This window comes from Microbacterium sp. KUDC0406, assembly GCF_021582875.1.
Lineage (GTDB): Bacteria > Actinomycetota > Actinomycetes > Actinomycetales > Microbacteriaceae > Microbacterium.
This window is the reverse complement of sequence record NZ_CP091138.1, coordinates 1,788,407-1,800,849: the sequence shown is the minus strand read 5'-3', so window position 1 is coordinate 1,800,849 and position 12,443 is coordinate 1,788,407. Positions and strand designations below refer to the sequence as shown.

Below are 12,443 nucleotides of genomic sequence, written 5' to 3'. Positions count from 1 at the left end.
GTCGCAGCCTCAGCAGCGACTCCAGGCCGCTGTCCGCATCCGGACGAGCCAGGTCCACGAGCCAGCGCGCGGAATCTGGAAGCGCCTCGCGTATTCGCGCTCTGGCAGCTTTCGAGAGTCTCCGCTTCCGCCACGCTGATTCGAAGCCGGCGAAGAACGCCTCCTCGCCGGCGCAGTCGAAGAGGTGGATGAGCGCGGTCTCAGGCGAGGCGATCCCGAAGCGCGTGGGGCCTGCGAAGAAGTGATTGACGCACTCGCACTTCGGATGTGGATGTCGACGTCCGTTCTCGCCCATCCAGACATGGGGGACGGGGTCTTCGGTGACTGTCCAGATCTCGTGGCGCTTCAGCGCAGCCTCGCAGGTGAGCATCCCACCGTGAGCAGCTGCTCTCACCAGGTCGCGATCTGCGCCGGCCGATGCGAAGACCCCGGCACGCACCCGCTGGATGGTGCCGATGGCGGCGTGCGCGGCCAGAGCCTTTCTGGAGATCCCATGGCGCTGCAGCACGCGTCCGCGTGCGACGCCGCCGAGCCGTTCGAGAAGAGTTCCGGGATCGAGCATCCTCCGACCCTCCCTCATCCTCAGACTCGCGGATGCCGTGATCCGCGGGTCTGTGGAGATGCGTCGGCATCCGCTCCCCTGTGGAGGACGAGTCTCGCGGACCCAGACGCACGACCCGGGAACGGATGCACGGGCCGAGCGCGTGGTCGGTCGTGCAACTGTTCCCGGGCCGTGCAAGTGTGCCGTCCGGAGAACCGAGCAGGGTCAGCCGGCGTGCGTCATGGAGAGCAGGTCGAGCTTCTGGTCGAGCACCTCTTCAGTGATCTCGCCGCGCTCGACGTAGCCGAGGTCGATGACGGCCTCGCGCACCGTGATGCCCTTGGCGACAGCGTGCTTGGCGATCTTCGCCGCGGCCTCGTAGCCGATGACCTTGTTCAGCGGGGTGACGATCGAGGGGCTCATGCCGGCGAAGGCCGCGGCGCGCTCGACGTTGGCCTCGAGGCCGTCGACGGTCTTGTCGGCCAGCACGCGCACGGCGTTCGAGAGCAGGCGGATCGACTCGAGCAGTGCGGTGCCCATCACCGGGATCGCCACGTTCAGCTCGAACGAGCCGGAGGCGCCGGCCCAGGCGACGGTCGCGTCATTGCCGATCACACGGGCGCACACCATCAGGGTGGCCTCGGGGACGACGGGATTGACCTTGCCCGGCATGATCGAGGACCCCGGCTGCAGGTCGGGGATGTGCAGCTCGCCGAGCCCCGTGTTCGGGCCGGAGCCCATCCAGCGCAGGTCGTTGTTGATCTTCGTCAGTGAGACCGCGATGGTGCGCAGGGCTCCGGACGCCTCGACGAGACCGTCGCGGTTCGCCTGCGCCTCGAAGTGGTCCCTGGCCTCGGTGATCGGCAGCTCGGTCTCGGTGGCCAGCAGCTCGATGACCTTCTGCGGGAAGCCGAGCGGGGTGTTGATGCCGGTGCCGACGGCGGTGCCGCCCAGCGGGACCTCTGCGACGCGGGGGAGTGCCGACTGCACGCGCTCGATGCCGAGGCGGATCTGGCGGGCGTAGCCGCCGAACTCCTGGCCGAGGGTGACGGGCGTGGCGTCCATCAGGTGGGTGCGACCCGACTTGACGACCGACTTCCACAGGTCCGCCTTCGCCTCGAGCGCGACGGCCAGGTGGTCCAGCGACGGGATGAGGGTGTCGATGAGCGCCTGCGTGACGGCGATGTGCACCGAGGTGGGGAACACGTCGTTCGACGACTGCGACGCGTTCACGTGATCGTTCGGGTGCACGGGAGCGCCGAGGATGCCGGTCGCGAGCGTCGCCAGCACCTCGTTCATGTTCATGTTCGACGACGTGCCCGAGCCGGTCTGGTACGTGTCGACCGGGAACTCGCCGTCGTGCTCGCCCGCGGCGACCTCGTCGGCGGCCCGGGCGATCGCGTCGGCGATGGCGCCGTCGAGCGTGCCGAGCTGCTTGTTCGCCAGGGCCGCGGCCTTCTTGATGCGCGCCAGGGCAGCGATCTGGGTCGACTCCAGCCCCTTGCCCGAGATCGGGAAGTTCTCCACCGCGCGCTGGGTCTGCGCGCCGTAGAGGGCGTTCACGGGAACGCGCACCTCGCCCATGGTGTCGTGTTCGATGCGGTACTCGGTGTCGGTCACTTGCTCTGCTCCTTCACGAGGGTGGGGATGTCGGGGTCTGACAACCCCACTTGGATCACGGGGATGGCCAGGCCGTCGGCCAGGCGGTACTTGGCGCCGACGATGGCGAGTCGTCCCGAGGTGACAGCATGGCTGATGATCTCCGAGGACTCCAGCAGCTCGGCGACTGTGCCTCGCAGGTGCTCCAGTCCGACCAGCTCGGCGTCGATGTCGGCGACCGAGGTGCCGCCGGACCGGCGCAGCACACGGCGCGCCGACGGCACGATCGGTGCGACGAGTTTCCAGATGTGCGGGGGCAGCGGATCGGCGTTCAGCGCCGTGCTGTCCACCGCTGCGCGAACGGCTCCGCACGAGTCGTGGGCGAGCACGATGAGCAGCGGGGTCTGCAGCAGCTCGACCGCGTACTCGATGCTGGCGACCGCCGAGTCGGTCGCCATCTGCCCGGCGTTGCGGATGGCGAACAGGTCGCCGAGGCCCAGATCGAAGATGATCTCGGCCGCGAGGCGCGAGTCCGAACAGCCCAGCAGCGCGGCCACCGGCCGCTGCCCGTCAGTCAGCTCCGCGCGATAGCTCACGTCCTGGTGCGGATGCTCGGGAGCCTCGCCCACGAATCGCCGGTTGCCCTCCAGCATGCGCTGCCAGGCTTCGTCGGGTGTGGGCAGAGGCTCCTCGATCATCTGTTCTCCTTCAGGATGCGGATCTGCGGTACGAGCGTCTTCGCGAATGCGGCGGTGTCATCGGCGCTGCGCGAGCCGTAGAGCAGCACGTAGTCGGTTCCGGCCTGCGTTCCGAGCGCGTAGGAGACGTTGCCGGATGCCTCGGGCTTGGCGATCTTGTACACGTCCCAGTCCACGCCGCCGACGTCGACGGTGCCCGACGGCTGTGCACCGCGCAGGGCCGCGGCCCACACCCTGTCGGCGTCCGCCGCCTGGCCCAGTTTGAGGAAACCGCGCTCATCGTCGGCGGTGGGCGCGAGCGTGACGTTCCAGACGGTGACGGCGCCGCCGGTGACCTCTGCGGCGGTGACACGCCAGCCCTCCGGCGGTTCGGGCACGATCACCGGGCGGTCGAGCGAGGTCGCGGCGTTCTTCGCGATGCCGGCCAGGTCGATCGGCGGCTGCGCCACCGGTTCGCCGCGCGGCACCGAGAGCACGATGACGACGACCACGCCGATCGTGGCGATGAGAGCGGCGATGAGATTGCGGAAGGTCTGGCTGGAGCGGTAGATGCGGCTGGACTCGGCCTTGCGGTCGGCGGTCTCCTGCACGGTCTCGGGACGGCCGAGCTCGGCGACGATCGGGGCGTCCTTGCTCATGACTCATCCTCGGATGCCGCGGGGCGTGCGGCGTCCAGGCGGCGCTTCGCGCCCAGCAGCCAGTCCTCGCAGCGCGTGGCGAGGGCTTCGCCGCGCTCCCAGAGGGCGAGGGACTGCTCGAGGGTCGGCGCCCCCTGCTCCAGTTCGGCGACGACCTTCACCAGCTCATCGCGCGCCGCCTCGAACGACAGCGATTCCACGGGGGTCTCGGACGCAGTCACGCCCTCCATCCTACCGGCGCGTCGCGGTGCCGCCGTCCGGCGGCTCCGGTCGTCGAGCGAGCGACGCAGGAGTGAGACGAGACGTGGTGACGTTCTTCGGAGGTCTTGGGGCGTTTCGTCTCGCTGCGCTCGCTCAACGACCCGGGGGAGGTGCGACCGCCCAGGTCGTCGAGCGAGCGACGCAGGAGTGAGACGAGACGTGGTGACGTTCTTCGGGCGTCTTGGGGCGTTTCGTCTCGCTGCGCTCGCTCAACGACCCGGGGGAAGTGCGACCGCCCAGGTCGTCGAGCGAGCGACGCAGGAGTGAGACGAGACGTGGTGACGTTCTTCGGGCGTCTTGGGGCGTTTCGTCTCGCTGCGCTCGCTCGACGACCGGTGGCTGGGTCAGGAGTTCTCGGGGATCTCGCCGTCGGAGTGCGCGGCGACCGATCCGCGGTCGACGGTGATCGTGAGTGCGGTGCCTGCGGGAGCATCGGCGGCATCCCGCAGAATCGCGCCGTCCGCGAGGTGGGCGATCGCGTAGCCCCGGGCGAGCGTGGCGGCGGGCGACAGCGCGCGCAGCGAAGCCCGCAGCTCGGACGTGGTCCGGCTCGCGGCATCCAGCCGGCGGATGACCGTGTCGCGTCCGCGCGCGGACAGCAGCAGCACTTCCTGCGCCCGGGAGTCGATGATCGGATCGGGGGAGCGCAGCACCGGGCGCGACCTCAGCTGGGCGAGCTGGGCGAGGTCGTGCGACACGCGCTGCGTGAGGCGGCTGGTCGCGCGGGAGCGCAGCTGAGCGATCACAGCCCGCTGCTCTCCGACATCGGGGACGACCCGCTTCGCGGCATCCGTCGGGGTCGACGCGCGCAGGTCGGCGACGTCGTCGAGCAGCGGATGGTCGTTCTCGTGACCGATCGCGCTCACGATCGGCGTGGATGCCGACGGCCACCGCCCGAACCAGCCGCTCGTCGCTGAACCCGAGCAGCGTCTGCGGGTCGCCGCCTCCGCGGGCGATGATGATCACGTCGACGTCGGGGTCGTCGTCCAGCCGCTTCAGCGCGGCGAGCGTGTCGGGCACGCACCGGTCGCCCTGCACCGCGGCGTACTCGGTGCGGAAGCGCACCTGCGGCCAGCGCAGCTCGGCATTGCGGTGCACGTCCTTCTCGGCATCGGACCTCTCGCCGGTGATCAGACCGATCCCGTGCGGCAGGAACGGCAGCGGCTTCTTGCGGGCCGGGTCGAACAGCCCCTCGGCGCGCAGCTGTGCGCGCAGCTTCTCGAGACGCTCGAGCTGATCGCCCAGCCCGACGTGCTTCATCGTCGAGACCTGGAAGCTGAAGTCGCCGGCTTTGACGAAGTAGTCCGCCTTGACCGCGGCGATCACGTGATCGCCGACGCCGAGGTCGGCGGGGATGCGGGCGCGCACCTTCGACCAGATGCGCAGCGAGATCTGCGCCTCGGAGCGACTGTCCTTCATGCGGGCGAACACGTTGCCCGCACGGAGGTTCCATGAGGTGATCTCGCCTTCGACCCACACCGTGCCCCATTGGGCGACGAAGTCGCGGATCGTCGCGTTGAGCCGGGCCACCGACGTCGGCGCGTCCGCCGACGATTCCCGCGGCGCGACGGAATCGGGCGGAGGCGCTTCGCCGGGGACGGCGGCTGCTTCGAAGACGGTCATCGCATCGATTCTCGCACCCGGTGCCGACACCGAGCGGTCGTCAGCCGGCCCGGGTTTGCTGGTACGGCTGCACGATCGCGGAACGGATGCACGGCCGAACCCGCGATCCGGTCGTGCGTCCGTTCCCGGATCGTGCAGATGTCCCTCCCGTGCTGGACTCCCCGCAGACCCGGGAGGCCCGCTCTCCCGGCCCTCTTCACAGGCCCCGACGGATAGACTCGGACCCGTGAGCGCCGTTTCCCTGCCCGTGCCCCGCATGCCCCGCCCGCTGCGGACCGAACCGCTTCGCGACGTCCCGGTGGACGGCGCCAAGCGCGTGCTGCTGGCGGCTCCGCGCGGCTACTGCGCCGGGGTCGACCGCGCAGTGGTCGCCGTCGAGAAGGCTCTCGACCGCTTCGGGTCCCCTGTGTACGTGCGCAAGCAGATCGTGCACAACATCCACGTCGTCACCGAGCTCGAGGCCAAGGGCGCGATCTTCGTCGACGAGGTCGACGAGGTGCCGGAGGGCGCCCACGTCGTCTTCAGCGCGCACGGCGTCTCACCGGCTGTGGTGGATGCGGCCTCCGACCGAGGCCTGCACGCCATCGATGCGACCTGCCCGCTGGTGACGAAGGTGCACCGCGAAGCCGTCCGCTTCGCGCGTGACGACTACGAGATCCTGCTCATCGGTCATGACGGGCACGAGGAGGTCGAGGGCACCGACGGGTGAGGCGCCCGGCCACGTCACGGTCGTGAACTCGCCGGAAGAGGCCGACACCGTGCAGGTGAAGGATCCTTCGAAGGTCGTCTGGCTGTCGCAGACCACGCTCTCGGTCGACGAGACCATGGAGACGGTCAACCGGCTGCGCACGCGGTTCCCCGAGCTGCACAACCCCCCGTCCGACGACATCTGCTACGCCACGCAGAACCGACAGGTCGCGATCAAGAAGGTCGCCGCGGAGGCGGATCTGGTGATCGTCGTCGGCTCGGCGAACTCGTCCAACAGTGTGCGTCTGGTCGAGGTCGCGCTCGAGCACGGCGCGAAGGCCGCCTACCGCGTCGACTACGCCGACGAGGTGCAGCAGGCGTGGCTGGACGGCGTGAGCACCGTGGGGGTCACCAGCGGAGCATCCGTCCCCGAGGTTCTCGTGCAGGAAGTGCTGGAGCAGCTCGCCGGCGCCGGCTATGCGGATGTCGAGGAGGTGCGCACCGCGGAGGAGGACCTGATGTTCTCGCTGCCGAAGGAGCTGCGCCAGGATGCCGCGGGGCAGCGCGACGCGCGCGCCCTCGGCGGCCGCAGCTCGGCCGGTGACGCATGAGCGGGGACCGCCCGCAGTACGGCGAGTACGCCACTCCCGAGGAGCAGCGCCGCGCGGCGGGCCTCCCCGCTGTGCCGCCTCCGCCGCCGGTGACGCCCGCTCCGCCGCCGGTCGCCGTTCCGGTTGCCGAGGCGCCGAAGGCGCGCCCGGTCGACCGGCTGCTCACGATCGCCATGCTGGCGTACGGGCTGGTCAACGTGTTCTCCGCGATCCCGCAGTTCCTGAACCTGGCCGACGCGCTCACCCAGGCGATGAAGATGCTCGGCATCCCCGCAGAGTTCACCAACGTCGGTCCCGCGCGCACCTGGGGCGTCGTCGCCGTGGTCGTGATGGTGGCCGGCTTCGCCGCAACCGTCTACGTGGCCTTCCGCCGCATCCGCGCGGCGAAGCCCGCCTGGTGGGTTCCGCTCGTCGGGGTCGTCGTCACCATGTTCATCGTCTCGCTCTGCATGATGGTGCCGATCATGGGAGACCCGGCCTTCATGCAGGCCTCGCTCGGCGGCTGACGCTTCGGGGCCCGGCCGGGCGTCACAGCACGGCCGAGAGGAAGTCCTTGGTGCGCTGCTCGTGCGGGTCGGAGAAGATCTGCTCCGGCGCGCCCTCTTCGACGATGCGCCCGCCGTCGAACATCAGCACCCTGTTGGAGACGTCGCGCGCGAACTGCATCTCATGCGTGACGATCAGCATCGTGACATCCGTGTCCCGTGCGATGTCGCGCAGGATGTTCAGCACCTCGCCGACCACCTCGGGATCCAGCGCGCTGGTGACCTCGTCGAGCAGCAGGATCTCGGGCTCCATGGCGAGGGCGCGTGCGATCGCCACCCGCTGCTGCTGACCACCGGAGAGCTGTGTGGGATGGGCGCCGGCCTTGTCGGGCAGACCGACCATCTCGAGCAGCTCGTGCGCACGGGCGACGGCCTGCGCCTTCGGCACCTTCAGCACGTGCACGGGCGCCTCGATGATGTTCTCCAGCACGGTCATGTTCGGGAACAGGTTGAACTGCTGGAACACCATGCCGATGCGCTTGCGCATCTCGTTCTTGTGCTTCTCCTTGAGCTCGACCCGTCTGTCCCCGCGCTCGACGTGGGTGAGCGGCTGCTCGTCGATGTAGATGTAGCCGCTGTCGGCCTCCTCGAGCGTCATCACCAGCCGCAGGATCGTCGTCTTGCCCGAACCGCTCGGCCCGATGAGCGTGACGCGGTCGCCCTTGCGCACGGTGAAGTCGAGGTCGTGCAGCACGACGTGGTCGCCGAAGCGCTTCTCCACCCTGTCGAAGCGGATGGCGGGCAGCTCGCCGTCGTTCAGGGCGATGGCTCCGGTGTGGGTGTCAGGTCGTGTAGGCAAGGCGCTTCTCCATTCGCCCGATGAGCAGTGAGGTCGGGTAGCTGGCGACGAGGAACAGGATCCCCGCCATGATGATGGCTTCGATGAACCGGAAGTGCGATGCGCCGTACTCCTGCGCTGCGCGCACCATGTCGGTCACGGTGATGACCGCGAGGAACGGCGTCTCCTTGAACATCGAGATGACGTAGTTGCCGAGGGCCGGCAGGGTCGAACGCAGCGCCTGCGGGATGATCACCGCGGTCCAGGTGCGTCTGCGCGACATCGACAGGGCGGTCGACGCCTCCCACTGGCCGCGCGGCACCGCGTCGATCCCGGCGCGGTACACCTCGGCCATGTAGGTCGCGTAGTGGATGCCGAAGATGATGACGCCGAGGGTGAGCGGCGGCACCGTGGTGAACGCGTAGTAAGCGAACAGCAGCTGCACGACGAGTGGCGTCATGCGGATGAAGTTCATCACGAACGTCAGCGTGCCGGCGACCGGGCGCGGCGTGCTCCTGCGGGCCAGGGCGATGATCAGGCCCAGCACCGCGGCGATGACGCTACCGAGCACGGTCACGTACAGCGTGACGGTCAGGAACGCCCACAGCATGTCGGGAAGGGCGGCGAAGACGTGATCCCAGTTCCAGATCACTCGGTCGTCGTTCACGGGATGTCCCCTCTGCGTCGACGGCGGGGGCGGCGACGGCTTCACGCAGCCGGGTGCCCTGGCCGAGGCGGTGCTTGGCGCGCGCCTCCAGGGCGTTCATGGCGATGGTGAGGATGTAGGCGATCACGAAGTAGACGGCCAGTCCCAGGGAGTAGGCGAAGAACACGTCGGTGTTCACGCGCAGCTTGTTCAGCTCGGCGGTGAGATCGACGATCGTGATGAGGTAGACCACCGCGGTGCCCTTGAGCAGCTGGATCAAGAGGTTGGTGAGCGATGGGATCATCAGCGCCCAGGCCTGCGGGAAGATCACCCGCCACATGCGCTGGGTGCGTGACAGGCTGAGCGCCGTCGTCGCCTCCCATTGCCCGCGGGCCACCGAGTTGATCGACCCGCGCACCACCTCAGCGCCGTAGGCGCCGTAGTTCAGGCCCAGTCCGAGGATGCCGACGAAGAGCGGCGGCAGCTCGATGTTGAACGGCGGCAGCGGCAGCACGAAGAACAGGAAGAACAGCTGCACGAGCAGCGAGGTGCCGACGGAACACCTCGATCACGGTGCGGGCGAAGCCGCGCGGCACGATGTGGCGGGATCGCGCCAGCAGGCCCAGGCCGATGGCGATGACGAGCGCCAGCAGGGCGCCGCCCACCGTGAGCTGCAGGGTTATCAGCAACCCGTCCCACAGGTAGGGCAGCGCCCGCTGGAGCGCCTCGAGATTCTCGGTCACGTCAGAGCGGCGCGATCAGCCGAGGTCACCGGCGCACAGCTGCTCGGTCGTGAGGTCGGCCGGCGGCAGGTTCTCGGCCGTGAAGCCGAACGGCTCGACGAGGTCGAGGTAGCTCTTCTCGTCACCGGTGATCTTGGCGAGCTCCTTGTTGTATGCCTCGAGCAGCTCCTTGTCCTGCTTGCGGAAGACGGTGGCGCCGGCGCCGATCTGCTCGACGCCGTCGATCTCCTGCACGAACGCGCCGGTGGTCTCGAGGTCGTCGCTGTCCTTGGTCATCCAGTTCAGCGACACGGCGGTCAGGGCGAAGGCATCCGCACGGCCCGACTGCACCGCCTCGAGACCGGCGGTCGCGCTGTCGACCTTGATGACGTCCCCGATGCCGAGGTCGTCGGCGTAACCCTCTTCGATCGCGCCGGACTGCACGGCCAGCTTCACGTCACCGGCCTTCTTGACCGAGTCGAGGTCGCTGAGGTCGTCGGGGTTGCCCTTCGGCACGGCGAGCGTGGTGGTGTACATGATCTCGGGATCACTGAACGCGGCCTGCTCGCAGCGGTCGGGGAGGATCGACATGCCCGCGCTGACGACGTCCCAGCGGCCGGCGTTCAGACCGGGGATGAGCGAGTTCCACTCGACCTCCTCGACCTTGATGTCGTCGATCCCGAGCGCGCTGAAGATCTTCTTGTGCATCGCGATCGTGGCGCCGGTCGGCTCGCCGCCCTCGACCCACGAGTACGGGCGCTCGGATGCCACGGCGAGCGTGATCGTGCCGGACTCCTGTGCCTTCTCGAGGGTGTTCTGGTCGCTGCCGCTGTCGCCGCCGGAGGCGCATCCCGTGAGGGCGAGGGCGAGCACTCCCGTGATCGCCAGGGAGTATCGGGTGAGTGTGTGTCGCTGTGCCATCGTCTTCTTCCGTTTCGTATCGCAGATCTCGTCCGCACGGGGCGGGTCCTGACCGTGCGGTAACGGACACTCACGATACGGAAGGTGTCTTTCCAAGTACAATCAGACGCGCAGATTGTCGACAATGTGACAGAAATGTTGCCGACGATCGACACGACCGCACGGACCGATGCCACAGGCGGCAGGCTCTGCGGAGAGAATGGTTCAGACGCGCAGCGTCCGAGCGCAGAAGGAGGCAGGATGGCCCGTGACATGCCCAGATCGGTGGGGCGCGCGGCCGTGCCGCGCGTGCCGCGGATGTCGACGGTGGACCTGATCGCCATCGAGTTGCGCAAGGCGATCTTCTCCGGCGCGCTGCCGGTCGGTTCGCCTCTGGGCGAGGTCGAGATCGCCACCCAGCTCGGCGTCAGCCGCAGCCCCTTCCGCGAGGGGGCGCAGCGCCTCGTGCAGGAGGGGCTGCTGATCTCCGTGCCCGGCCGGGGGATGCGCGTCGCCGTCCTCGAGGGCGACCAGATCGACGACGTCTACCAGGCCCGTCTCGCCATCGAGGCCCAGGCTGTGCGGCGGATCGCCGCGACGCAGGATGCCGCGGTGCTGAAGCGGCTGGAACACGAGCTCGGCGAGCTGGTCGCGGCCAGCGAGGGCGAGGACGCCCGCGCGATCGGCGACGCCGATCTGGAGTTCCATCAGGTGCTGGTCGACGCTGCCGCCAGCGAGCGCCTCACTCGTTTCATGGCCACGCTGGTGATGCAGACCCGCATCGTCAGCTTCAGCGCACCGGACGGCTACAGTGTTCGCCGCTCGGTGTCGCCCACGTATCGTGAGCTGCTGGACGCGCTGGGCGCCGGAGACCCTGCGTCCGCGGTGGCGGCCCTGCGGACCCAGTTCGACGAGGCCGTCGCGCGGCTGCACGGACACGGGCCGTCGGTCGATCTGGTCGAGCCGGACGATGACGGGGGACCGGTCGACTTCGAGCCGATCACCCCGATCACCGGAGACTGACGGCCGTCGGCGCCCTCGAAACAGCAAGCCCGCGCCGAAACGGGGCGGTGAAGCCACAGTCTCGGCGCGGGCGTGCAGTTTCGCGAGCTGAACTCTGGTCAGCTCTTCGACTGGCCGTACGAGCCGAGCTGGCGGGTCGACTCAATGACGCGGGCGGCCATGGCGGTCTCGGCGACCTTGCCCCAGGCGCGCGGGTCGTACTGCTTCTTGTTCCCCACCTCGCCGTCGACCTTCAGGACGCCGTCGTAGTTCTTGAACATGTAGTCGGCGATGGCACGGGTGTACGCGTACTGCGTGTCGGTGTCGATGTTCATCTTGACGACGCCGTTCGCGACCGCGAGGGCGATCTCCTCGTCGGTCGAGCCCGAGCCGCCGTGGAAGACGAGGTCGAGCGGCTTGGCGCCGGTGCCGTACTTCGCGGCGACCTGCTGCTGGATCTCACCGAGCAGCTCGGGGCGCAGCTTCACGCCGCCCGGCTTGTACACGCCGTGCACGTTGCCGAAGGTGAGGGCGGCGATGTAGCGGCCCTGCTCGCCGAGGCCGAGCGCCTGCACAGCCTGGTCGACGTCGCCGAAAGTCGTGTACAGGGCCTCGTTCGAGCCCTCGTGCGCGACGCCGTCCTCCTCGCCGCCGACGACGCCGATCTCCACCTCGAGGATGGCGTTGATCGCCTTCATCCGGGGGAGCAGGTCTCCTGCGATCTCGATGTTCTCGGCGAGCGGGACGGCCGAGCCGTCCCACATGTGCGACTGGAAGATCGGGTTGCGCCCGGCCTTCACCTCTTCCTCGGATGCCGCGATGAGCGGCTCGACGAAGCCGGCGAGGGCGTCCTTCGGGCAGTGGTCGGTGTGCAGCGCGACGGTCACGGGGTACGACTTCGCGACCTCGGTGGCGAACTTGGCGAAGGCGAGGGCGCCGGTGGCGCGTGCCTTCACTGTCTGGCCGGCGAAGTAGTCGGCACCACCGGTGGTGACCTGGATGATGCCGTCGGAGCCGGCCTCGGTCAGCCCCTGGAGGACGGCGTGGATCGTCTGCGAACTGGAGACGTTGAACGCGGGGTAGGCGAAACCGCCGGCCTTCGCGCGATCGAGCATCTCGGCGTACTGATCCGGGGTGGCAACGGGCATGAAAACTCCTGCGATCGATGAGCGGGTTCAGCCTCACTTTAGCC

Annotated in this window: 11 protein-coding genes and 2 pseudogenes; 3 read left to right on the top strand and 10 right to left on the bottom strand. The window is 68.9% G+C overall.

What is annotated here, in order from left to right; genetic code table 11:
- Positions 1 to 766: 766 nt before the first annotated feature.
- The 5 genes and pseudogenes from L2X99_RS09070 to xseA form a co-directional block, all read right to left on the bottom strand.
- Complete coding sequence (locus tag L2X99_RS09070; protein ID WP_236123912.1) at positions 767 to 2,161, bottom strand: class II fumarate hydratase; 1,395 nt, start codon at positions 2,159 to 2,161, stop codon at positions 767 to 769.
- Positions 2,158 to 2,838, bottom strand: coding sequence for a carbonic anhydrase (locus L2X99_RS09065; protein ID WP_236123914.1), 681 nt, complete (start codon positions 2,836 to 2,838; stop codon positions 2,158 to 2,160). The genes L2X99_RS09070 and L2X99_RS09065 overlap by 4 nt, the downstream gene beginning before the upstream one ends.
- Positions 2,835 to 3,476, bottom strand: coding sequence for a DUF4245 family protein (locus L2X99_RS09060; RefSeq protein WP_236123916.1), 642 nt, complete (start codon positions 3,474 to 3,476; stop codon positions 2,835 to 2,837). Before L2X99_RS09060 ends, L2X99_RS09065 begins: the two co-directional genes overlap by 4 nt.
- On the bottom strand, positions 3,473 to 3,697 hold the full coding sequence (locus tag L2X99_RS09055) for an exodeoxyribonuclease VII small subunit (protein ID WP_442923508.1): 225 nt from the start codon (positions 3,695 to 3,697) through the stop codon (positions 3,473 to 3,475). Before L2X99_RS09055 ends, L2X99_RS09060 begins: the two co-directional genes overlap by 4 nt.
- 384 nt (positions 3,698 to 4,081) lie before the next feature.
- Positions 4,082 to 5,360, bottom strand: a pseudogene (xseA, locus tag L2X99_RS09050) (exodeoxyribonuclease VII large subunit).
- A gap of 256 nt (positions 5,361 to 5,616) precedes the next feature.
- Between xseA and L2X99_RS09045 the strand changes: the two are divergent.
- Both L2X99_RS09045 and L2X99_RS09040 read left to right on the top strand, forming a co-directional pair.
- Positions 5,617 to 6,658 (top strand): annotated as a pseudogene (locus L2X99_RS09045) (4-hydroxy-3-methylbut-2-enyl diphosphate reductase).
- The gene (locus tag L2X99_RS09040) at positions 6,655 to 7,164 is read left to right on the top strand and encodes a DUF6264 family protein (RefSeq protein WP_236123919.1); all 510 of its coding nucleotides are present in this window, start codon (positions 6,655 to 6,657) and stop codon (positions 7,162 to 7,164) included. Before L2X99_RS09045 ends, L2X99_RS09040 begins: the two are co-directional and overlap by 4 nt.
- Positions 7,165 to 7,186: 22 nt before the next feature.
- Here L2X99_RS09040 and ehuA read toward each other — a convergent pair whose 3' ends face one another.
- The 4 genes from ehuA to ehuB form a co-directional block, all read right to left on the bottom strand.
- Positions 7,187 to 8,002: an ectoine/hydroxyectoine ABC transporter ATP-binding protein EhuA gene (gene ehuA / locus L2X99_RS09035; RefSeq protein WP_442923507.1), complete on the bottom strand. Its 816-nt coding sequence runs from the start codon at positions 8,000 to 8,002 to the stop codon at positions 7,187 to 7,189.
- Positions 7,986 to 8,648 carry an ectoine/hydroxyectoine ABC transporter permease subunit EhuD gene (gene ehuD, locus L2X99_RS09030; protein WP_236123920.1) on the bottom strand — a complete coding sequence of 221 codons (663 nt, stop codon included), beginning with the start codon at positions 8,646 to 8,648 and terminating at the stop codon, positions 7,986 to 7,988. Before ehuD ends, ehuA begins: the two co-directional genes overlap by 17 nt.
- Positions 8,542 to 9,165 carry an amino acid ABC transporter permease gene (locus tag L2X99_RS09025; RefSeq protein WP_329608160.1) on the bottom strand — a complete coding sequence of 208 codons (624 nt, stop codon included), beginning with the start codon at positions 9,163 to 9,165 and terminating at the stop codon, positions 8,542 to 8,544. Before L2X99_RS09025 ends, ehuD begins: the two co-directional genes overlap by 107 nt.
- Before the next feature lie 220 nt (positions 9,166 to 9,385).
- On the bottom strand, positions 9,386 to 10,270 hold the full coding sequence (ehuB, locus tag L2X99_RS09020) for an ectoine/hydroxyectoine ABC transporter substrate-binding protein EhuB (protein ID WP_236123922.1): 885 nt from the start codon (positions 10,268 to 10,270) through the stop codon (positions 9,386 to 9,388).
- 240 nt (positions 10,271 to 10,510) lie between these two features.
- Here ehuB and L2X99_RS09015 point away from each other — a divergent pair, with 240 nt between their 5' ends.
- Complete coding sequence (locus tag L2X99_RS09015; RefSeq protein WP_236135885.1) at positions 10,511 to 11,272, top strand: GntR family transcriptional regulator; 762 nt, start codon at positions 10,511 to 10,513, stop codon at positions 11,270 to 11,272.
- A gap of 98 nt (positions 11,273 to 11,370) precedes the next feature.
- Here L2X99_RS09015 and fbaA read toward each other — a convergent pair whose 3' ends face one another.
- On the bottom strand, positions 11,371 to 12,399 hold the full coding sequence (gene fbaA / locus L2X99_RS09010) for a class II fructose-bisphosphate aldolase (protein WP_236135884.1): 1,029 nt from the start codon (positions 12,397 to 12,399) through the stop codon (positions 11,371 to 11,373).
- Positions 12,400 to 12,443 lie beyond the last annotated feature (44 nt).